An 18,273-nucleotide genomic window follows, 5' to 3' on the forward strand; every position below is an offset into this window, starting at 1 on the left:
CCGGTAGACCCGGCCGCAGCCAACCTTCTACCCGGCACCCTGCCCGGCTGCGTCAGGAAGGGGTAGCGGGCGTCGGCAGGGCGGCGGCCCGGCTGGTGGCGCAGACGAGCACCACCGCCTCCGACTGCCGTGGCAGTCGAACGGCCACCGTTGCCCGCGCAGTGCGGGCCACGTATGCTCCTGCCCCCAGCCTTCGGCGCCCCTGCCAGTCGGCCGGCAGACACGACGCGGGCGGAGCGCATGGTTGATAGCGGGGTCCTGTTCACCGGCGGAGTCGGGGCGGCCGTCTGGGTCGCCGCCGGATGGCAGGCGGCCCGCCAGTGGCAGGCCACCACCGGACGCCGTGCCACCGGGTTGGTGTCGCGGGTGAAGGTCGCCCCGCGTGGCGGCACCTCCAGCACGGTGCGCTTCATGGACGAGTCCGGCGTTCCGCACCAGTTGGAGTCGGCCTTCCGCGGCAGCGTCGGACAGGAAGTGCAGGTCGGCTATCCGGCCGGCAAACCGCAGCGCGCCCGCATGATCGGCGGCTTCTCTCCCTGGGGGTTCCCGATCACGGCGACGGTGGTGGGCGGCGCCTTCCTCGCAGTCGCCGCAGCCCTGCTGACGGGGCGCTGAGCCGGTCGGCCACTCGGAACGCGGACTCACGCCGGCGTGGGCGGCGAGGATCCGCCAGGCGCCCTCGGCGTGGACCCAGGCGTGGGTGTACTGGAGGCGCGCGGCGAACGGCTGGCCGGCGGCGGCGCCCCGGAGCGTGGCCAGCACGCGGCCTCCGGCCGGCGGCTGCCGCACGAGCCTTTTTCCCTTCAGTTCCCTTCAGCTCTCTTCCGGATTGCGCCCGTTCCCGACACCATGCGGACTTGTCCCGTTCACGCCAGCCACACTCCTCGGCCCCCGCTGTGCCCGACCGTGTTACCCGCAGGTATCCGACCCCTCACTTGGAGTCCCCCGTGTCCCCGCTCACCCGTCGCACCTTCCTCGGCTCAGCCGCCGCGCTCGGCGCAGCCCTCGGCCTGGACAATCTTCCGAGCACCGTGTCCAAGGCCTCGGCCGCGGGCACCACCGGCACTATTGCTGATGTGAAGCACGTCGTGGTCCTCATGCAGGAGAACCGCAGCTTCGACCACTACTTCGGCTCGCTGAAGGGGGTCCGCGGCTTCGACGACCGTGCCACCATCCAGATCAACGGCGGCAACAGCGTCTTCAACCAGGCCAACGGCAGTGGCCGGCAGTACCCGTGGCAGCTGAGCGCCACCGACACCTGGTACTTCGGGGTGAGCAAGGAGCAGCTGGCGCAGTGCGACGGCTCGCTGGACCACTCCTGGTCCACCCAGCACGAGGCGTGGAACAACGGCAAGATGGACTCCTGGGTCTCCGCCAAGGGCTCGGTGCGGACCATGGGCTTCATGAACCGCTCGGACATCCCGTTCCACTACGGGCTGGCCGACGCGTACACCATCTGCGACGCGTACCACTGCTCGATCCTGTCGGCGACCGGCCCGAACCGCACCTACCTGTGGTCCGGCGAGATCGACCCGACCGGCACCGCGGGCGGCCCGGCCTACGACGGCGGCAGCGAGTCCGGCCTGAAGTGGCAGACCTACGCCGAGACCCTGCAGAACGCCGGGGTCAGCTGGAAGGTCTACCAGAACGCCTCCGACAACTTCGGTGACAACGCGCTGGCCTACTTCAGCCAGTTCGCCAACGCGTCCACCAGCAGCGCGCTCTACCAGCAGGGCATGGGCTCGGTGCCCAGCACCGGCAACACCCCGGTCGACATCGCCAACGCCATCGCCGCCGACGCCAAGGCCGGCACCCTGCCGCAGGTCTCCTGGGTGGTCGCCAGCCAGCTCTACTCCGAGCACCCGGACGGGCCGCCGGAGAACGGCGCCTACTTCGTCAACCTGGTCTTCCAGGCCCTGGCCGCGGACCCGGACGTCTTCAACTCCACCGTGCTGTTCCTCAACTACGACGAGAACGACGGCTTCTTCGACCACGTCCCGCCGCCGGTCGCCCCGACCGGGACCGCCAACGAGTTCTACTCCGGCGAGAACATCGGCCTGGGCTTCCGGGTCCCGATGATCATCGCCTCGCCGTGGAGCCGCGGCGGCTACGTCGACTCCCAGGTCTACGACCACACCAGCGTCATCCAGTTCCTGGAGACCTGGACCACGGCCCTGGGCACCCCCGCCCTCTGCAACAACATCAGCGCCTGGCGCCGCCAGGTGTGCGGTGACCTCACCGGCGCCTTCGACTTCGCCAACCCGGTCTACGGCGCGCCGACCCTGCCGGCCGCGACCGCCACCATCAGCCAGGCCACCGCCAACGTGATGGTCAACCCGAGCCCGGGCACCAACTCCATGCCCACCCAGGAGGCCGGCACCAAGCCCGCCCGCGCGCTGCCCTACCAGCCCAACGCCTGGGTCGACCACATCGAGTACGACGCGAACAACGCCACCCTGCTCTGGCTGGACCTGGCCAACCAGGGCCCGCAGGCCACCGCCCACGCGCACTACTCGGTCTACTCCAACGCCGGCAACACCGGCGGTCCCTGGCAGTACACGGTGGCCCCGTACAACGCCGCCACCGGCACCGACGGCAGCACCAGCGCCTCGTTCAGCATCGGCGCCAACAACGGCAACGGCGCCTACGACCTCACCGTCCTCGGCCCCAACCGCTTCCTGCGGCACTTCGCCGGCAACGCCACCACCGCCGGCAGCACCGCCGAGGCCGTCACCTACTACGCCACCGCCCCCAACACCGGTGCGGAGGCGGTCTGGTTCACCATGAAGAACACCGGCACCAGCGCCGTCACCTTCACCATCACCTCGAACAACTACCGCACCGACGGCCCGTGGACGTACAACGTCGCCGCCGGGGCCAGCGTCTCCGACTACTTCAACGCGGTCACCATCGCCAACGGCTGGTACGACTTCACGGTCACCGTCAGCAGCGACTCCAGCTGGAGCCGCCGGGCCACCGGCCACATCGAGACCGGCGCGGTCAGCGTCACCGGCTGACGCCGCAGCGGGCCGACGGGCCGCAGCAGACCGGTGCAGGCCCGGTCCGGGGCCGGAGCGCGAACCTTCGCGGTCCGGCCCCGAGCCGTCGTCGGCCCGGCCGCCACCGGCCACCCGCTGTGGTGCCCGGGCGGGGCTACCGGCATCATCATCCGTCGTGACCTCCCCTTCCCCGGTCTTCCCGGACGCCGCAACCGAGCCGGCCGCCGCCGACTCGACCACCCCCGCCGACGCCCGGCCCTGCCCCGAGTGCGGTTCACCGCTGACCAGCGACCCGCGCTTCGTCGAATGGTGCCCGTCCTGCGAGTGGGGCGCGCTGCCGAAGACAACGCCGTCCAACACCCGCCGGGACCGCCTCAACCGGAGGTTCAACCGGGGGCTCGAACAGCGACTGTTCGACCGGGTCGTCGCCGGCGCCGACCGAGGGCGCTCCGCTCCGAGCGGCACGGACCTCGTCGTACTGGTCCTGGCCGGATTCATCCACCTGGTCACCCTCGCCCTGTTCGCGGCCGGCGTCGCGCTGCTGCTGCAGCCCCTCTGGCCGCCCCGGGTGCTCGGTGCGGTGCTGATCGCCGTCGGCTGTCTGTTCCGCCCGCAACTCGGCCCCGGCCGCCGGTCGCTGCGCAGGCAGACGGTTCTGGAACGCAGCGCGGCGCCGGCCCTGTACGCCCTCGCCGACCGCGTGGCCGCCGAGGTCGGCACCGCGCCCGCTGCGGTGATAGCCGTCAACGGGTGGCACAACGCCTCGTACCACCGGGTCGGCCTGCGACGGGAGGTGGTGCTGACGCTGGGACTGCCGCTGTGGGAGACGCTCGCCCCCGAGCAGCGACTCGCACTGCTCGGCCACGAGTTCGGCCACGGCGCCAACGGCGACTTCCGGCGCGGCCTGTGGGTGGGCTCCGCACTGCGGAGCCTCCAGGAGTGGTACTACCTGCTGAGCCCGGGGGCGGGCCCGCAGGGACGGCGGGTCGGGCGCGGCCTCGTCGCCTCCGGTACCGCCGTGGCCACGGTACTGCTGGCCGGGTTCGCCTACCTGGTGCTGCTGTTCCACCGGCTGCTGACCCGGTTGACCGCGCTGTCCAGCCGTCGCGGGGAGTACCTGGCCGACGGCTTCGCGGTCCGCGTCGCGGCCAACGACGCGACCGTGGGAATGCTGGAGATGCTGACGCTGGGCAGCTCCGTCGACCATGTGGTGCGCAGGCGGCGGCTGAACGCCAAGCCGGTCCGCCGAGTCCGTGCGAGTGCCCGGCCCCGACCGGCGCCCGAGGCAGCGCCGCGACCGGCGTACGAGTACCAGCCGGTCCGACGACCTGCGGAGGCACCGGCCGCGCCGGCGCAGCCGACCCCGGCCGCGCAGCCGGCGGCACCCGACCTCTGGTCCGAGCTGCGGTCGTACCTCGCCTCCATCCCGCAGAGCGAGCGCGCCCGTCGACTCGTCGCGTCCCGGCTGGAGGAGGCCGCCGTGGACGCCTCGCACCCGCCGACGCACCTGCGGATGGCCTATGTGCGGCAACTGCCCGCGACGAAACCGGCGATCGTGCTCACCCCCGCCGAGATACGAGCCGTGGACGCCGAGTTGGCCCCGCTGCGGGCCGCCCTGGCCCGCAGCCTGGACCAGAGGCCGGCCTGAACCACGAGGCAGGGCCCGGACCGCGCAGTCGGCGGTCCGGGCCCTGCGGGTTCTCGTTGGGGGCGGACTGAGGGATCAGCCGGCGAGGCTGCCCGAGTCGGAGCCGGAGTCGGAACCGCCGTCGGCGGTCATGCTGGTGATCAGGTCCTGCAGCGTGCTGGCCTCCAGCGCCGTCGCCCCGCTGGGCGCGGCCGGGGCGGGCGCCTGGTCGTTGAAGGTCAGCGACAGCGGAAGGTGCTCGCCGGGCTTGCCGTCCGGGTTGAGCTGCCAGAAGTCGAACGCGACCTTGGACAGCGAGCCGTCGCTGCCGATGTAGAGGTCGGCCGAGATGTCCTTGTTCGGCGCGGTGCTGGACGAGGCGGAGGGCGCGGCGCTGGGCGAGTCCGAGGAGGAGCTGTCCTTGAGCGCGTCGCTCAGCCCGGGGATCTCCTTGACGATCGGCGTGAGGGCCTGCGTGAGGTCGGCCTCCAGCTTGTCGGCCGGCGCCGACACCACGATGTGGTCCTGCCCGTTGCTGCTGCCCTTGTCGGTCAGCGTCACATCCTGCTGGAAGACCTGGCTCAGCGCCTGGGCCAGCTTCTGCTCGGTGCCCGCGGCCAGGGTCGGCACCGCCGTCGGCAGACCCGACGGCAGACCCGACGGCAGGCCCGAGGCCCCCGAACCGGCCTGGCTCTGGAGCTCCTTGCTGAGCTGCTCCAGCTGCTTCGGGTCCACCGACACCCACTTGTCGGACAGCAGCGCCTTGAGGGCCGCGTACTCGGCCGGCATGCTGCCGATCTCCTGCTGCATCTGGGAGACCGAGGCGGCCTCGGACGGGTCGTCACTGAGCGCGGCGATGGCGGCCATGTCGACCCGGACATAGTCGACCTGGTTGACCACGCGCAGCTCCAGCAGCGGCTTCTGGTTCCCGGCGTGCACCTCGAAGGAGGCGTCGACCCCGGCCGGCAGCTGGCTCTGGCTGCTCTCCTGGGTCTTCATCACCTGTCCGAGCGGCTTGTCGGCGCTGAGCACGAGCGTCGCGCCGAGACCCGCGACCTTCTGCGCGTCGACCATCTTCATCGCGTCGGAGGTGCCCTTGTCGAGAGCGACCAGTTGCGCCGCGGTGGCGTCGAGCGAGAAGGACACGGAAAGAGTCTTACTGTCACCGATCTTGCCGAAGGCCGAACCGACCTTCTCCCCCGTGGTGATCTGCTTGACGGCGCCGCAGGCGGCGACCCCGGCCGCGAGGCCGACCGTGCAGGTGAGAGCGAGAGCGACCGTGCGTATGCGGGTAATGACAGACTCCTTGACAGATCGTCGACCGCATCACCGGTCGCTTGCTATTTTCTTACCCTAGAGGTGGATGATCACGATCGGAGCGGCTGATGATCACGCCGAGATATCGGTCTGTATCCATCTCGCCATTTCGTCCTTTACAACCGCTTTACAGATGACTCCGGACGGCGGGCCACAACTGACGGCCCGATACCGCAGCGGAGCCGAACGGCACCGGCTTCGGCGGACGTACCGTCCAGTAGGGTCCCTCTCGGACGGGACCGGTTCGACGGCCCCGGTCCGCAGCGAGCGAGCGGCGCGAGCACCGGAAGCAGGGAGAGCAGCAGATGGCCGACACGGCACAGGCGGACGCGGGAGCCCGGGTTCCGGCAGCGGAGGTGCTGGCGGCGTTCGAGTCGGCCACCGGCTTCATGCCCGTCGACGAGGGGCTGGCCCTCTACGCCGCGGCGGCCGGTGCGGCGGCGGCCACCGGACTGCCGCTGCTTGAGGTCGGCAGCTACTGCGGACGCTCGACGATCCTGCTCGCGGACGCCGCCCGGCAGGCCGGGACGGTCGCGCTGACCGTCGATCACCACCGGGGCTCGGAGGAGCAGCAGCCGGGCTGGGAGTACCACGACGCCTCGCTGGTCGACCCGGAGGTCGGCCTGATGGACACCCTGCCCCGGTTCCGCCGCACCCTGCACGCGGCGGGCCTGGAGCAGCACGTGATCGCCCTGGTCGGGCGCTCGCCGCAGGTCGCGGCGGTCTGGGGCGGTCAGCTGGGACTGGTCTTCGTCGACGGTGGCCACACCGACGAGCACGCCACCGCCGACTACGAGGGCTGGGTCCCCCATCTCGCCCCGGAGGGCCTGCTGGTGATCCACGATGTCTTCCCCGACCCGGCCGACGGCGGACAGGCCCCGTACCGGATCTACCTGCGGGCGCTGGCCGAGGGGTTCGCCGAGGTCTCGGCGCACGGCTCGCTGCGGGTGCTGCGCCGACGCTGACGCCGATCTCCCGTCAACCCGCACGGTTCCGGCACGTGGTTCGGTACCGTGGCCGGAACGCAGCAGGTGCCGGCGCAGACGAGGGGCGGGGAGGCCGCGATGTCCGACACGAACGACAGCACACCGGCAGTCTGGGACCCGTCCGCGCGCGACGGCGCGGGCGGCTGGGTCCGCCGCCGCGCCGAGCCCGCCGACGCGGCAGACGCGGCAGCCGCGGCGGCTCCGGCGGCTCCGGCGGCTCCGGCCGGGTCGGCGGACGAGCAGCCGACGGCGCTGCTCCCGCTGGTCCCCGACCAGCCCGACACGGCGGACACCTGGTCCGGGGCCGCGACGGAGCCGTTCACGGTCCGCACCCACCCGCAGTACGGGGCACCCGGGTACGACGCGCCGCCGACCGTGCCGCTGCCGCCGGTCGATCCGCCGCCGATGCCCCTGTTCCGACCGGACGCCGCCCCCGCAACCCCCTTTCCCGGCACCGCCCCCGCCCCCGCCCCTCGCTACGGACCGCCGTCGGTCCCGCCGCAGGGGACGCCGCAAGGGGTGCCGCAGGGGGTGCCGCAGCAGTGGCAGCAGCAGCCGGAGGAGCAGCCGGCGCGACGCGGCGGCCCGTCGCGGCGGCTCCTGCTCGCGGTGGTCGCGGCGCTGGTCGTGGTGGGCGTGGTCTGGGCGCTCAGCCGCTCCGGTTCCGCAACCGGCGCCCGGGCGGGGGCGACCGTGAGCCCGACCGGCCCGGCGGCCGGGGCGGCGCCGTCCGTCAGCGCCGCCAACTCGACCACGCCCTCTGCCTCCCCCTCCACTTCCGCTTCCGCTTCCGCTTCCGCGTCCGCGGGTGCCGACGGGCAGGCGGAGGCCGCCGCCGTGGACAAGCTGCTCGCCGCGAGCGTCGGTTACCGCCAGCAGGTGGTCGACGCGGTGTCCGCCGTCCAGCAGTGCACCGACACCGGTTCGGTGACGGCCGCGCAGTCCTCGCTCTCGCAGGCCGCGAGCGAGCGGCAGACGATGGTGACCCAGCTCGCCGCGCTGGACGTCTCGCAGATCCAGGGCGGTGCCGCCGCCGTCCAGACGCTGTCCCGGGCGTGGACGGAGTCGGCGACCGCCGATACCGACTACGCCTCCTGGGCCGGAATGATGGCGGCCGGCGGCTGCACCCCGGGCAACGCGCCGGACACCACGGACTACGACAACGCCCAGGCGCAGAGCGCCTCGGCGACCACCGACAAGAACTCCTTCGTGGTCCTGTGGACTCCGATCGCCATGCAGTACGGCCTGCCGACGAGGACCGCCGATGCCATCTGACCGTGACCGCAGCGGCGACCACGACCGTCCCGCCGGGCGCGGGGAGCAGGATCGGGGCTTCCGGGCCACGACGCTGGTGGTGGTGCTGGCGGCGCTGATACCGCTGAGCTTCGCGGGCTGGCTCGGCTGGCAGGCCGTGGCCAAGGGAAAGGAAGCCACCGGCGCGACCGCCGGCCGGACCGCCGCCGTTTCCGCCCCGGCGGCGGCGCCGTCCTCGGCGTCAGCTTCGATGTCGGCGTCAGCGTCAGCGCCGGCGTCGGCGTCGGCGTCGGCCGCGCAGGCCGCCGCCGCGCTGCCGCTCGCCGGGAAGGTCGTGACCATCGACCCGGGCCACAATCCCACCAACTACCTTCACCCGCAGCAGATCAACGCCCTGGTGCAGGTGGGCAACGGCAGCAAGGCCTGCGACACCACCGGCACCGCGACCGACTCCGGCTACCCCGAGGCGGACTTCTCCCTGGACGTGGCCCGCCGGGTCCGGGCGATCCTCCAGGCCGAGGGCGCCGAGGTGGTCCTCACCCAGGACGGCAACCTGCCCTGGGGCCCCTGCGTCACCACCCGGGCGGCGATCGGTAACCAGGCGCACTCCGACGCTGCGATCTCGATCCACGGGGACGGCGCCGGGCCGACCGACATCGGCTTCCACGTCATCCTTCCGGCGTCGGTGGTGGGCGGCGGCGCCGACACCGCGCCGATCACCGGCCCCTCGCGCACCCTCGGGCTCGACGTGCGCTCCGCCTTCCACAGCGCCACCGGGGAGCCCTTCGCCAACTACGTCAACGGCGGCACCGGGCTGGACGTCCGGAGCGACCTCGGCGGACTCAACCTGTCGACCGTCCCGAAGGTGTTCATCGAATGCGGCAACATGCGCAATGCCACTGACGCGCAGCGGATGACCGATGCCGCCTGGCGACAGCTCGCGGCCAAGGGGATCGCGGCCGGGCTCACAGCGTTCCTGATCCAGCAGAGTTGACGACCGAACACCAACCACGTGCCATCAGTACCGCACGCCCCAGTACGCTATGGGCGGTCTTACCATCATCACTCATGAGAGGGTCTGGACTCGGTGAACCTCCGAACCGTCACCAGGGGGGACGCCGCGCTCGCGTTTGCGGCCCTCCTGCTTCTGATCGCCTCGTTCCTCCCGTTCTACTCGGTGGACATCTCCTACGGCGCGTTCGGCGGTAGCGACAGCTACTCGCAGAACGCCTGGACGCTGACCCGGATGCCGCTGCTGCCGGCGGTGTTCTTCCTCGGGATCATCGGGGTGGCGCTGGTCCTGGGGTCGAAGCTGCTGCCCGCCGATCCCCGGCCGGCCGGCATCCAACTGAGCCACTGGGGGGCGGTGCTGACCGTCGCGGCGTTCTGGTCCGCGCTGTGGTCGCTGCTGAGCGCGCAGGGCGGGCTGAGCCTCGGCATCGGCGCCTACCTGGGCTTCATCGCCGACCTGCTGGCCGCAGGCCTGGTCCTGGCCGGACCCCGGGTGCCCGCGCTGGCACTGCCGCTGACGTCCGCCACGCCGGGGCAGACCCCGCCGACCGGCTACCCGCAGGGCCAGCAGGGCGGTCACCACTTCGGCCAGCCGGTGCAGCAGGCCCAGCCCGGCCAGCCGTTCAGCGGCCCGCAGACGGGTCAGACCGGCGGCTACGGCTACCCGGACCCCAATGCCCCGCAGCCCGCGCAGGGCGGCTACGGCTACCCGCAGCAGGGCGGGGAGACCGGCCGACCCTTCGGCGCCCCGGCCCAGGAGGCCGCTCCGGCCCCCGCTCCGGCGCCGGCCCCCGCACCGACGCCGACCCCGCAGGATGCACCGCCGCAGCAGGACCACGCCACGGCGATGCTGACGCCGGTGGTCAAGCCCGAAGCGGCCGAGCCCAAGACGGTGCCGCTGGCCGAGCCCAGGACCATGGCCCTGGGCGAGCCGAAGGCCGTGCCCGAGCCGAAGACCGTCCCGGAACCGAAGCCCGTGCCGGAGCCCGCACCGGCCTTCGCGCCGTTCTGGTTCGCCGTCCCGGCGGCCCGCGCCCTCTCCCCGGAGCAGGGCCCCGAGGGCGCGCCGGTGGGCGAACTCGTCCCCGGCACCTGGTACCTGGCCATCGCCCAGCGCGGCGACGCGCTGGTCACCCAGACCCAGGAGGGCAAGCGCGGACTGCTGACCGACACCTCGGGCATCCAGCGCGGATAGCCGGACCGCCCGACCGGGCAGAGCCCGGCAAACGGCCGCTGCGGGCCGGAACGGTGACCACACCGTCCCGGCCCGCAGTCATGTCCGCGCAGCCATGTCCGCGCAGTCGTGTCCGCACGGTTGCGTCCGCGTGCTGCCCCGGCGGCGGCGTTGTGGGTCGGCGGTCTCCGGCCTATGCTGCCCCCACAAGCTGACGCGCCGTCAGAAAATGGGGGTACCAAGCCATGCGCCTCGGTCTCGCTCTCGGCTACTGGGGTGCGGCCCCCACCGAGGACTTCGTCGGACTCGCCCAGGAGGCGGAACGCCTGGGCTACGGCTCGGTCTGGACCGCCGAGGCCTGGGGCTCCGACGTCTTCACCCCGCTCACCTGGATCGCTGCCCACACCAGCCGGATCGCGCTCGGCACCGCCGTCGCCCAGATGGCCGCCCGCACCCCCACCGCCACCGCGATGCACGCGATGACCCTCGACCACCTCTCCGGCGGCCGGTTCACGCTCGGCCTCGGCCTGTCCGGACCGCAGGTCGTGGAGGGCTGGTACGGCAGGCCGTTCCCGCGCTCCCCGCTCACCTCGATCCGCGAGTACGTCGACGTCGTCCGCCAGGTGCTGCGCCGCGAGAAGCCGGTGGTCCTCGACGGTGCCTACCACCCGCTCCCCTACCCGGGACAGGACGGCTCCGGCCTCGGCAAGCCGCTGAAGTCGATCCTGCACCCGCTGCGCCCGGACGTGCCGATCCTGCTGGGGGCCGAGGGCCCGCGCAACATCGCCCAGACCGCCCGGATCGCCGACGGCTGGCTGCCGCTGTACTTCTCCCCCGAGCGCGCCCACCTCTACACGGACGCCCTCGCCGCCGCCCGCCCCGGCTTCACCGTCGCCCCCCTGGTCCACGCCCGGGTCTGCACCGACGTGGAGGCCGGACTCGCCCCGATCCGGGCCATGCTGGGCTTCTACATCGGCGGCATGGGCGCGCGCGGCCGCAACTTCCACGCCGACCTGATGGCCCGGATGGGCTACGAGTCCGAGGCCCGCCGGATCCAGGAGCTGTTCCTGGCCGGGCAGCAGGCCGAGGCCGTGGCCGCCGTGCCCGCCGCCTTCGCCGACGAGATCTCGCTGGTCGGCCCGCGCGAGCGGATCGCCGAACGGCTCGAAGCCTGGCGCGCCGCCCCGGTCACCGACCTGCTGCTCACCAGCCGCGACCCGCAGACCCTGCGCACCCTGGCCGAACTGGTGCTCTGAGCAAGGGCAGGGGCATCCCACCATCAGAGCCGGGCTTGCGTCCGGCCCAGACTGGGCGACTTGCATGACGGAACGTCAGGGCAGGCACTTGCATCGGCCAACGTTGCGGGACGGCGATCCGATGGCGCAGGGACGGGATCTCGGCGGACTTGTCGCGGTCGCTCACGCTACGGGTGCGGGATTACCCGGAGGATGAAGACTCGCTCAAGCCGCGGATGGACGGCGAAGACGACGATGCCGTCTCCGGCAGTCATCTGCTCCAACGGCAACGGCCCGCCGCTGTAGGTACTGCCGTCCAGGTAGAGCGCTTCCGCCATCCTGACCAGCTCCGCCGCCTTGGTCTCGACCGCCGCCAGGAGGCCCGGGGACGCCTGGCCGGCGACCCATTCCTCGTTCGGGGTCGTACTCCCACGCCCAGGTCACGCACTCACGGCCTTACAGGCGCTGCGATAGATCTCACCGTACGCGTGGACGTACTTCCGACAGTCGTCCAGGCTTGCCGCATGGTCAGCGAGGTACCGAGCACGGTGGAACGTCTCCGCCGTCTCCGGGAAGCGTTCGATCTCCACGATCGCGGCCCAGTGCTCCAAGAACGCACGCACAGGGCCGATACTGCCCGCCTTGATCGCCTCGTCCGTAGCCTTCGTGTGTTCCTCTGCCAGGCGGGCAAACTGATCGGGGGCGACGACCGCGAGGGCCGCCCTGATGTCGGCGATGGTCCTTGCCGGCCTAGGGGCGATCTCGCCTCCGCCGACGACGGACTCGTCGGGCTGAGCAGTCATGATCTTCCTCCTCGGCCGGGTGCCGGATGATGGCGCACTCTGGCTGGACCCAGTCCATGGGGGCACAGGCTTCCGGTCGGCCGTACTGCGCGAGGGCCTCGCTGAGCCATTGACGTGAGACATGCACCACCCCAGCCCCATGATGAAAAATTCGCGGCGCACGACGGTCAGCAGGGGCTGCGACCCGAATTCGGGGGCCGCCCCGAGCAGGCCGGTCACTGTGGTGGACTGACTGGCGTCAACCATGGCGACCGGGCTGCGGGGGCATGGCGGGACCGTCAGTCGAAGACCAGGCCCTCGCTCCAGAGGCGGGCTACCTCGGTGTCGCCGAGTACCTCGACCTCGGCCGGGCCGCGTCGGTTGATCCAGAGCAGGAGCTCGCGCGCGGTGCCGCGTACCGCTGCTGCGCCCTTGGCGTGGCCCTCGTCGTAGGCGAAGCCCTCCGCCGTGCGGCGCAGCAGCCACTCCCCCGGGGTGTCGGTGCAGTGGAGGTGGAGGGTGCCGTCGCCCTCCTGCGGCTCCGCCCCGGTGACGGCCAGGGCCTTGAGGTTGGGGAAGGCCCGTGCGCCCCGGGCGGTGGCGTTGTGCAGCAGCTCGTCCACATTGTCGGCCGCGAGGTCCGCGTCCACCGCCGAAGCCCTGCCGGTTGCCTGCTCGGCGTCGATCCGGTGCACCAGGGTCTCCTGGGCCATCCGCCGGGCCCAGAAGCCGGTGTGCCGCTCCCAGGCCCAGCCCCAGACCGGCTCCGCCGGTCCGCGTTCCCGCAGCAGCGCGGCCAGCCGTCGGCTGCCGCTCTCGAACCAGCGGGCGAGTCCGGCGCCGTCGGCCGGGGCCTCGGCGTCGGGGAGGTCGTCCCAGCCGGGACGTTCCGTCGCCCGGGTGTCGACGATGTGGAAGGCCCAGCGGTGGACCGTCCCGGTGTGGCGGACCAGCGCGCCGAGGTCCCAGTCCGGGCAGGCCGGCACCCGGGCCTCCGGGTCGCCGTCGGCGACCGCCTCGGCGAGGGCCGCCGTGTCCGCGTCCAGCGCCGCCAGGTACCGCTCGTGTTCCAGCCACTGCACGGCCGTCACCCCTGTCCCGTCTCGGTCTCCGCTACGTCACGGGACCGTAGCAGTCGGCGGCATCGGCCGGTGGAACCGTTTTCGGTGACGGGAACGGGGCAGGCGTTCAACATGAGTGTGTTGACCCGATTGATCGCCCTCGCGGCGAATGTCGCCGCGCTGATCCTTGTCGTCTGGATCCTCCTCTACCTCTTCGACGCGAACGCCGGCAACAATGTCGTCCACTGGTTCCAGCAGGCGGCCGACTGGTTGGCGACCTGGTCGAGGCATCTGTTCAGCGATGATGTCGGCAACCCCAAGCTGCATGCCGTCCTGGTCTTCGGCGTCCCGGCCGTCGTCTACGCCGCGGTCGGCAACGGTCTCCACCGAGCCGCGAGCCGGGACTGAGCCCCGGGGACCCGGTCAGTAGCGGGCCGCGTCGTGGCGGACCGAGCCGTGGCGGGCAGAGTCGTCGCGGGCCGAGTCAGTAGAGGGGCGGCAGCGCGGGCAGCGCAGCCGCCCCGCGCTGGTCGAGCCCGGCCCCGTCGGAGCGGCCGGTCAGCCAGCCGAGCAGCTCGGCCTGCGGGCCGGCCACCGTCGGAGCCTGCCGGTCGCCGGGGGCGGGCTCGTGGCACTCGCCGGTGTCGGTGGCGAGCAGCCGCACGGCCGGCGCGTCCGCGCGGGCGCGGAAGGACGCCACCACCCGGCCGAGCAGGTCCCGGACGAAGTCCGGGGGCCACTGCGCGCAGCCGAAGCCGGCGTCGAGATCGACGTGGTGCAGCAGTACCTCGGCCAGCCGGGAGTCGGCGATCCGGGCCGCCCGGTGCTCCTGCCCCCGGGTCCAACGGACCGTCACCTCCCAGGCGCTGGAAGGCATCCGGCGGTACTCGGCGGCGAAGCGGTCGGCACTGTCGCGCAGATCGGCGAGCAGCTCGGCCGCCCGCCGCCCCGCCCCGGCCTCGATCTCCGCCGCCCGGGCCGCCGGGCTCGGGTACTCCTGGGCCGCCACCCCGGTCCGCGCCCAGCCCATCAGCCGGAGGCCGCCGTCGGCGTTGCGGGCCAGATGCGTCAGCACGTGCCTGCGCGACCAGTCGGGCAGCAGCGAGGGCCGCCGGACGTCGGCGTCGCCGAGTCCGGCCGCCGTCGCCAGCAGCTGCCCGGTGGCGTCGTCGATCCGGTCGAGGAGCACGTCGGCGTCGAAGACCATGCCACCATCCTGCCCCGGGGACCGGATCGGCACCCCCGCGCCGGGGCGTGCCGCGCCGGGTCACCCGACTGCGCCAGGTCGCCCGACTACACCGGGTCGCCCTGCTCGCAGCAGTCGCTGGCCAGCCCGGCCGGCAGGCTGTCGCCGCCGAAGACGGTGCTGGTGGCGTCGTCCCCGCCGAGGGCGGCGACCGCCAGCAGCAGCGCGCCCGCCGTCCAGGTGGTGCGCTCCTCGGGCCAGACCGCGTCGTCCTCGAAGACGTAGCCGGTCCAGTAGCCGCCGTCGACGTGGCGCAGGTGGCCGATCGAGCGCAGGATCTCCACGGCGCGGTCGGACTCGCCCACCGCCCAGAGCGCCAGCGCGAGTTCGGCGCTCTCGCCGCCGGTGACCCAGGGCCGGTCGGAGACGCAGCGGACACCGAGGCCGGGGACGACGAAGCGGTCCCAGTCGCGGGCGATCCGCTGCTCGGCCTCCGCGCCGCGCAGCGCGGTGCCCAGGACCGGGTAGTACCAGTCCATCGAGTAGCGGTCCTTGTCGAGGAACCGCTCCGGGTGGCAGGCGACCGCGTGGCCGAGCTGACCCGCCGCCAGTTCCCAGTCCGGCTGCGGCTCTTCGAGGTAGTCCGCGATGGCGAGGGCGCAGCGCAGCGCGTGGTGGACGCTGGAGCAGCCGGTGAGCAGCGCCTCGTCGGGAACGCTGCCGTCCTCGGCGCGCCGCCAGGCGACGGTGCCGTCGGCACGGCGCAGCCCGAGGACGAAGCCCACGGCGCGCTCCACCGTCGGCCACAGGTACTCCAGGAAGGCGTCGTCCCCGGTGGCGAGGTGGTGGTGCCAGGCGCCGACCGCGATGTAGGCGCAGAAGTTGGACTCCCGGTTGCGGTCCGTCACTTCGCCGTCGGTGTAGGCGGAGTACCAGGAGCCGTCCGGGTTCTGACGGTCGATCATCCAACGGTAGGCGGCCTCGGAGGCGGCGTGCTCACCGGCGGTGTCGAGGGCCATGGCGGCCTCGACGTGGTCCCAGGGGTCGAGGTGGCCACCGGTGAACCAGGGGATGCCGCCGTCGGGGCGCTGCTCGGCGAGGATGCTGCGGACCGTGGCGGCGGCCTGCTCGGGGTCGAGCACCCCGGGCAGCAGCAGCGATTCGGGGACGGCGACCGGACCCGTGCCCGCCGTCACCCGAGCTCCTGCGTGCGGGCCTGCGGCTTGGTCGCGTAGGCGACGAAGCTCTTGCCGATCAGCGGGTTGAGCGCGGCCTCGGCGGCCTTGGTGATGCTGCTGATGACCGGCGTGCCGACGATGTCCCAGACCAGCAGCTGATGGTAGGCCCGGACCGGCAGCGCCTTGTCGTTGTCGACGCCGACCGCGCACTTGATCCACCAGTACGGGGAGTGCAGCGCGTGGGCGTGGTGCTCGCCGTAGGGGGTGAGGCCGGCCTCGCGCATCTTCCCGACCAGCTCGTCGCCCCGGTAGATCCGGATGTGTCCGCCCTCGACCTCGTGGTAGGCGTCCGAGAGGGCCCAGCAGATCTTCTCCGGCAGCCAGCGGGGGACGGTGACGGCGATCGAGCCGCCGGGCTTGAGCACCCGGACCATCTCGGCCAACAGGCCCTTGTCGTCCGGGATGTGCTCCATCACCTCGGAGATGATGATCTTGTCGAAGCTGTCGTCGGGGAAGGGCAGCGCCAGCGCGTCCCCCTCCATGGCGACGGCGGAGGCGCCGGCCGGGGCCTCGCCGGCCTGCTCCATCGCCTCGAACCAGCGCTTGACCTCGCGGATCTCCTCGGCGTTGCGGTCCAGGGCGACCACCCGGCCGCCGCGCCGGTAGACCTCGAAGGCGTGCCGGCCGCCACCGCAGCCGAGGTCGAGCACCCGGTCGCCGGGGGCGATCGGGAATCGGGAGAAGTCGACAGTCAGCACGGTCGTGGGGCTCCATTCACTTCGGGCTGGGCAGGCAGGGCCGACGGGCTTGGCTGGGGCCGGTGGAGAAGACGGGGACGGGACGGGCGGAAGGGACTGAGGCTAGACGTAGCGCCAGCCGTGTCCGGCCCGGGCGTGCTGCCCGATGCCGGTGGCGATGGCCGCGCGGTAGCGCTCGGCGGTGAGTTGGGCGGCGCGCTCCCAGGTGAACCGTTCCAGGACCCGGGCACGCCCGGCCCCGCCGATCCGGCGGCGCAGCTCCGGATCGTCCAGCAGCCGCCCCAGGGCCAGGGCCAGGGCGCCGGGGTCGGCGGGCGGGACGGCCAGGCAGGTCTCCCCGTCCGGTCCGGCGACCTCGGGGATGGCGCCGCCGGTGGTGGCGACCAGCGGGGTACCGGTCGCCATCGCCTCGGCCGCCGGCAGCGAGAAGCCCTCGTAGAGCGAGGGGACGCAGGCGACCTCGGCGCTGCGGACCAGGTCGACGAAGGCCGCGTCGTCTATGCCGCCCCGGAACTCGACGGCGCCTTCGAGCCCGAGCCGGCGGATCGCCTCGGCGACGGGTCCGTCCTCGCGCCGCTTGCCGACCACGACCAGGTGGGCGTCGCGCTCGGTGCGGACCTTGGCCAGCGCCTCGATCAGGTGGACCAGCCCCTTGAGCGGCACGTCCGCGCTGGAGGTGGTGACGATCCTTCCCGGCACCTCGGCCACCGAGGCGTCCGGCGACCAGATCCGCACGTCCGCGCCGATCGGCACGACGTGGATGCGCCCGGGGTCGACGCCGAGGTGCTCGGCGATCTCCCGGCCGGAGCTCTGCGAGACCGTCAGCACCGAGTCCAACTGCCGGGCGACCCGACGCTGCATCCGGGTGAAGCCGTACCAGCGGCGCACCGAGAGCTGTCCCTTGAGCCCGTCGGCAGCGGCCAGGTCGAGCGCGCGGTCGACGGTGATCGGGTGGTGCACCGTGGTGACCAGCGGGAAGCCGATCCGGTCCAGTCCGAGCAGCCCGTAGCCGAGGGTCTGGTTGTCGTGGACGACGTCGTAGCGGCCCCGGTGCCGGGCCAGGTGCCGCCGGGCGCGCAGGCTGAAGCTCAACGGCTCGGGGAAGCCGCCGGTGCGCATGATCGCGTACTCCAGCGCGTCCACCGGGCCCCGGTACTCGGCCAACCGGGGATTGCGGAAGGGGTCGGGGCTCCGGTAGAGGTCGAGGCTGGGGACGGCGGTGAAGCGGAGCCGGCCCGCGCCCTCGCCGTCGCCCGCCGTCTCGTCGACGGCGTCCAGGACCGGGTAGGGCTGGCCGCCGAGGACCTCGACGTCGTGGCCGAGCCGGGCCAGCTCCCGCGAGAGGTGCCGGACATAGACGCCCTGCCCGCCGCAGAAGGGGTTGCCCTTGTAGGAGAGCAGCGCGATCCGCAGCGGCCGGTCAGCGGATACGGAGTCCCGCACAGCACTGGTCACCTAGGGTCGTCTCCTCTGAAGTCACGGTCTTCTGCGCCACCGCCCGCCCCGCCTACTCCCGGTGGCCACCTCGGCCAGGGTAATCTAGAACACGTTCCAATGACGGAGCGGATGGAGACCTTGAGGTTACCGGCCCGTAAAGGGGCCCCTCGGGGCAGGGCGGGTGATTCGCGCCACCCCTGCCCGCTGCGCCATCATGGTCCCATCGGGACCGGTCAGCAGAGCCAGCAGTCGGCGACCAGCCGGGAGA

17 protein-coding genes are annotated in these 18,273 nt (G+C 72.7%); 9 read left to right on the forward strand and 8 right to left on the reverse strand.

Features of this window, described 5'->3' with window-relative positions; translation table 11 throughout:
• Positions 1-240 precede the first annotated feature (240 nt).
• From BS75_RS10570 to BS75_RS10580, 3 genes are all read left to right on the forward strand, one after another.
• The gene (locus BS75_RS10570) at positions 241-615 is read left to right on the forward strand and encodes a DUF3592 domain-containing protein (protein WP_034088043.1); all 375 of its coding nucleotides are present in this window, start codon (positions 241-243) and stop codon (positions 613-615) included.
• 332 nt (positions 616-947) lie between these two features.
• The gene (locus tag BS75_RS10575; RefSeq protein ID WP_034088044.1) at positions 948-3,017 is read left to right on the forward strand and encodes a phosphocholine-specific phospholipase C; all 2,070 of its coding nucleotides are present in this window, start codon (positions 948-950) and stop codon (positions 3,015-3,017) included.
• A gap of 157 nt (positions 3,018-3,174) precedes the next feature.
• Positions 3,175-4,647, forward strand: coding sequence for a M48 family metalloprotease (locus tag BS75_RS10580; protein WP_034088045.1), 1,473 nt, complete (start codon positions 3,175-3,177; stop codon positions 4,645-4,647).
• 75 nt (positions 4,648-4,722) lie between these two features.
• Here the strand turns inward: BS75_RS10580 and BS75_RS10585 are convergent, their stop codons facing one another.
• A complete protein-coding gene (locus BS75_RS10585) occupies positions 4,723-5,772 on the reverse strand; it encodes a hypothetical protein (protein ID WP_034088046.1) in 1,050 nt (349 codons plus the stop codon).
• Positions 5,773-6,248: 476 nt separating this feature from the next.
• Here BS75_RS10585 and BS75_RS10590 point away from each other — a divergent pair, with 476 nt between their 5' ends.
• The 5 genes from BS75_RS10590 (at position 6,249) to BS75_RS10610 (ending at position 11,624) form a co-directional block, all read left to right on the forward strand.
• A complete protein-coding gene (locus BS75_RS10590) occupies positions 6,249-6,908 on the forward strand; it encodes a class I SAM-dependent methyltransferase (protein ID WP_042439183.1) in 660 nt (219 codons plus the stop codon).
• A 99-nt stretch (positions 6,909-7,007) separates the two neighbouring features.
• Positions 7,008-8,204 (forward strand): hypothetical protein, encoded by a 1,197-nt coding sequence (locus tag BS75_RS44120; RefSeq protein ID WP_052069328.1) that lies wholly within the window; start codon positions 7,008-7,010, stop codon positions 8,202-8,204.
• Complete coding sequence (locus tag BS75_RS10600; RefSeq protein WP_081982237.1) at positions 8,194-9,177, forward strand: N-acetylmuramoyl-L-alanine amidase; 984 nt, start codon at positions 8,194-8,196, stop codon at positions 9,175-9,177. Before BS75_RS44120 ends, BS75_RS10600 begins: the two co-directional genes overlap by 11 nt.
• 93 nt (positions 9,178-9,270) lie before the next feature.
• Positions 9,271-10,389: a hypothetical protein gene (locus BS75_RS10605; RefSeq protein ID WP_034088047.1), complete on the forward strand. Its 1,119-nt coding sequence runs from the start codon at positions 9,271-9,273 to the stop codon at positions 10,387-10,389.
• A gap of 224 nt (positions 10,390-10,613) precedes the next feature.
• Complete coding sequence (locus BS75_RS10610; RefSeq protein ID WP_034088048.1) at positions 10,614-11,624, forward strand: LLM class F420-dependent oxidoreductase; 1,011 nt, start codon at positions 10,614-10,616, stop codon at positions 11,622-11,624.
• A 167-nt stretch (positions 11,625-11,791) separates the two neighbouring features.
• Here the strand turns inward: BS75_RS10610 and BS75_RS48030 are convergent, their stop codons facing one another.
• The 3 genes from BS75_RS48030 to BS75_RS10620 form a co-directional block, all read right to left on the reverse strand.
• Positions 11,792-11,941 carry a hypothetical protein gene (locus tag BS75_RS48030; RefSeq protein WP_156164241.1) on the reverse strand — a complete coding sequence of 50 codons (150 nt, stop codon included), beginning with the start codon at positions 11,939-11,941 and terminating at the stop codon, positions 11,792-11,794.
• Between the two features lie 102 nt (positions 11,942-12,043).
• Entirely contained in the window at positions 12,044-12,406 is a 363-nt protein-coding gene (locus tag BS75_RS10615) for a hypothetical protein (protein ID WP_034088049.1), read from the reverse strand.
• Positions 12,407-12,684: 278 nt separating this feature from the next.
• A complete protein-coding gene (locus tag BS75_RS10620; RefSeq protein WP_063771534.1) occupies positions 12,685-13,467 on the reverse strand; it encodes a maleylpyruvate isomerase family mycothiol-dependent enzyme in 783 nt (260 codons plus the stop codon).
• Positions 13,468-13,578: 111 nt separating this feature from the next.
• Here BS75_RS10620 and BS75_RS10625 point away from each other — a divergent pair, with 111 nt between their 5' ends.
• Positions 13,579-13,854: a hypothetical protein gene (locus BS75_RS10625; RefSeq protein ID WP_034088050.1), complete on the forward strand. Its 276-nt coding sequence runs from the start codon at positions 13,579-13,581 to the stop codon at positions 13,852-13,854.
• 76 nt (positions 13,855-13,930) lie between these two features.
• Here BS75_RS10625 and BS75_RS10630 read toward each other — a convergent pair whose 3' ends face one another.
• The 4 genes from BS75_RS10630 to BS75_RS10645 form a co-directional block, all read right to left on the reverse strand.
• Positions 13,931-14,653 carry a maleylpyruvate isomerase family mycothiol-dependent enzyme gene (locus tag BS75_RS10630; RefSeq protein WP_034088051.1) on the reverse strand — a complete coding sequence of 241 codons (723 nt, stop codon included), beginning with the start codon at positions 14,651-14,653 and terminating at the stop codon, positions 13,931-13,933.
• Between the two features lie 86 nt (positions 14,654-14,739).
• On the reverse strand, positions 14,740-15,828 hold the full coding sequence (locus tag BS75_RS10635; protein WP_034088052.1) for a prenyltransferase/squalene oxidase repeat-containing protein: 1,089 nt from the start codon (positions 15,826-15,828) through the stop codon (positions 14,740-14,742).
• The gene (locus BS75_RS10640; RefSeq protein WP_034088053.1) at positions 15,825-16,568 is read right to left on the reverse strand and encodes a class I SAM-dependent methyltransferase; all 744 of its coding nucleotides are present in this window, start codon (positions 16,566-16,568) and stop codon (positions 15,825-15,827) included. Before BS75_RS10640 ends, BS75_RS10635 begins: the two co-directional genes overlap by 4 nt.
• Positions 16,569-16,670: 102 nt before the next feature.
• Entirely contained in the window at positions 16,671-18,023 is a 1,353-nt protein-coding gene (locus BS75_RS10645; protein ID WP_042439179.1) for a glycosyltransferase family 4 protein, read from the reverse strand.
• Positions 18,024-18,273 lie beyond the last annotated feature (250 nt).

It is taken from the genome of Streptacidiphilus albus JL83 (assembly GCF_000744705.1).
In the GTDB taxonomy this organism is placed as follows: Bacteria; Actinomycetota; Actinomycetes; order Streptomycetales; family Streptomycetaceae; genus Streptacidiphilus; species Streptacidiphilus albus.

What these genes read in the sequence shown, in the direction of transcription:
- BS75_RS10570 (WP_034088043.1), top strand. Translation starts at nt 241, where the DNA reads ATGGTTGATAGCGGGGTCCTGTTCACCGGCGGAGTCGGGGCGGCCGTC.
- BS75_RS10590 (WP_042439183.1), top strand. Translation starts at nt 6,249, where the DNA reads ATGGCCGACACGGCACAGGCGGACGCGGGAGCCCGGGTTCCGGCAGCG.
- BS75_RS44120 (WP_052069328.1), top strand. Translation starts at nt 7,008, where the DNA reads ATGTCCGACACGAACGACAGCACACCGGCAGTCTGGGACCCGTCCGCG.
- BS75_RS10600 (WP_081982237.1), top strand. Translation starts at nt 8,194, where the DNA reads ATGCCATCTGACCGTGACCGCAGCGGCGACCACGACCGTCCCGCCGGG.
- BS75_RS10610 (WP_034088048.1), top strand. Translation starts at nt 10,614, where the DNA reads ATGCGCCTCGGTCTCGCTCTCGGCTACTGGGGTGCGGCCCCCACCGAG.
- BS75_RS48030 (WP_156164241.1), bottom strand. Translation starts at nt 11,941, where the DNA reads ATGGCGGAAGCGCTCTACCTGGACGGCAGTACCTACAGCGGCGGGCCG.
- BS75_RS10615 (WP_034088049.1), bottom strand. Translation starts at nt 12,406, where the DNA reads ATGACTGCTCAGCCCGACGAGTCCGTCGTCGGCGGAGGCGAGATCGCC.
- BS75_RS10625 (WP_034088050.1), top strand. Translation starts at nt 13,579, where the DNA reads ATGAGTGTGTTGACCCGATTGATCGCCCTCGCGGCGAATGTCGCCGCG.
- BS75_RS10630 (WP_034088051.1), bottom strand. Translation starts at nt 14,653, where the DNA reads ATGGTCTTCGACGCCGACGTGCTCCTCGACCGGATCGACGACGCCACC.